The sequence below is a fragment of the Acinetobacter seifertii genome, from assembly GCF_000368065.1.
Classification (GTDB): Bacteria; Pseudomonadota; Gammaproteobacteria; order Pseudomonadales; family Moraxellaceae; genus Acinetobacter; species Acinetobacter seifertii.
In genome coordinates, this window is sequence record NZ_KB851198.1 from 1 (window position 1) to 1,776 (window position 1,776).

General features: G+C 35.7%; 2 protein-coding genes. Both read right to left on the bottom strand.

The genetic code is table 11. The features are described from left to right. Positions 1-151: 151 nt before the first annotated feature. On the bottom strand, positions 152-718 hold the full coding sequence (locus F985_RS04960; protein WP_000858429.1) for a plasmid replication DNA-binding protein: 567 nt from the start codon (positions 716-718) through the stop codon (positions 152-154). 63 nt (positions 719-781) lie between these two features. Then, positions 782-1,711 carry a replication initiation protein RepM gene (gene repM / locus F985_RS04965; protein WP_000200914.1) on the bottom strand — a complete coding sequence of 310 codons (930 nt, stop codon included), beginning with the start codon at positions 1,709-1,711 and terminating at the stop codon, positions 782-784. Positions 1,712-1,776 lie beyond the last annotated feature (65 nt).

Sequence of the window (1,776 nt, forward strand, 5' to 3'; positions counted from 1 at the left end):
GCGTTATAATTATCTATAGAAATCAATGCTGTAGTTTCTATTTTATAGCCCGAACATCCCTGTACGGGCTTTTTTTTGTGATCTTTCACGTAATATGGCTATTCTTTAATCAAATCCTTACAACTTTGATTAGCTCAGTTGAATAGTACCCTTAGCCATTCGGCAAGAAAAACCGGCTTAACCACCCTCTTTTCGGCTGCTCCGGTTCAACCGGCTCCGGCACCGGAATACGCTTATTTTCCGTTTTTTCCGGAGTAGTCAATCCGTCATGTTTGTCGTTATCTACATTCAATGTAGGTTCTACTTGAGATGGACTAGATTGCACTGAAGATTGATCTGAAGTTGGTGTGGGATGAACCTGAGTTGGCTTCATTTCAATTAGGGTAAGTAATGTATCAATACGAGAATTTGCTTTAGCTTCGCGATCTTCTGCTTTTTCTAACTGTTTCTTTAGAAAATCGATCTGATTCTTTAGTTCAATAACTGTATTGTCTGTGTATTCAGGTGTATTTATAGTTTGTGTTGGAGACGTATCAGTGTGTTTTGAGTGTTTTCCACTAAAAGGTTCACCATAAACGCGGAGTAACTCAGAGAAGTCGATAGAGCCATCATGATCACGACTTAACACCCCATTTTTTATATCTTTATAAAGTGTAGCACGAGATTTCTTATACAGTGTGGCTGCATCACTAACACTGTATTTTGTACTTGTTTTCATAGTGTATTGCTGTGTATTTAGGATACGTATTGAAGAATACAATAAGTGTATTCTTCAATACACTCAAGCTTTAAACCCTAAGTTCTTTAAGTGTGGCAAAAACTGCTGTTGTTGGTGAGGGTTTCTAAGCATATCCTTAATTTTAGCAGCTAAAATCTCATAACTTTCACCTTCTGAGGCTAAATGGGAAAGCTCATGTAAACGTGATAATTGATTCCCGAATAGATTAATTTGAGCATCAGATAGCTGATAAAAATCTTTCGAGGTATGTGTTATGGATTTAGATTTTTCTTTAAAAGAAAAGATAATATGAGTGACTTTACGCCCTGTTTTTTTCTGCTCATAAGTGACTTTTAAAGGGCTATATTCATTGATTTGGTCTATAGCAGTGTCAATTACTCGTTTCTTGAAATCAGCGAATAATGGGTACTTTTTACCGAGTTCTAACATTGTCCGTAAACTCTCAACAGAAATTTCACGCTTACCTATTTGCCGATATTGAACCAGTAGCTCATAAATACGAATACCGTATCCACTATTGATCCCAGCAATGTCTGATAAGGCATATTTGGTGAATTCTCTACTTAGATTGGAAATAAATGGCAGAATGGGTTTTGAAAAACGGATTCCAATGACACTTTGACTATCTAAAAATTGGATTTCTTGCACCCATCTCATTTTTATAGATTTATCATCAATACTGAGGTTAATAGACCTCTCATAGAGTCTATTAATACCTTCCTTTAAATCTCTGTATGCAGTTTTCTCATGTACGCCCAATTGTTTTAATTCATCGACGCTAACAGGGTATAACTCATCATCTGTAATAGGCTGATTTTTGGGAATCCGTGAAATGGCAGCTAAGACAATTCGTTGCTCTACGGCACTTAATTGATACGATGCTTCTATTACTTGATTTGATTTTACAACGTGATTTTTATTCAAAACAAAACCATTGATTTTTCTAATATATGACAAATATATACTTGTCATAGTTAGTAGTCAATCCGTCATAGTTAAGTAGTCAATCCGTCATAGTTAGTAGTCAATCCGTCATA

Coding starts and splice junctions, on each gene's coding strand:
- F985_RS04960 (WP_000858429.1), bottom strand. CDS start 718: ATGAAAACAAGTACAAAATACAGTGTTAGTGATGCAGCCACACTGTAT.
- repM (WP_000200914.1), bottom strand. CDS start 1,711: ATGACAAGTATATATTTGTCATATATTAGAAAAATCAATGGTTTTGTT.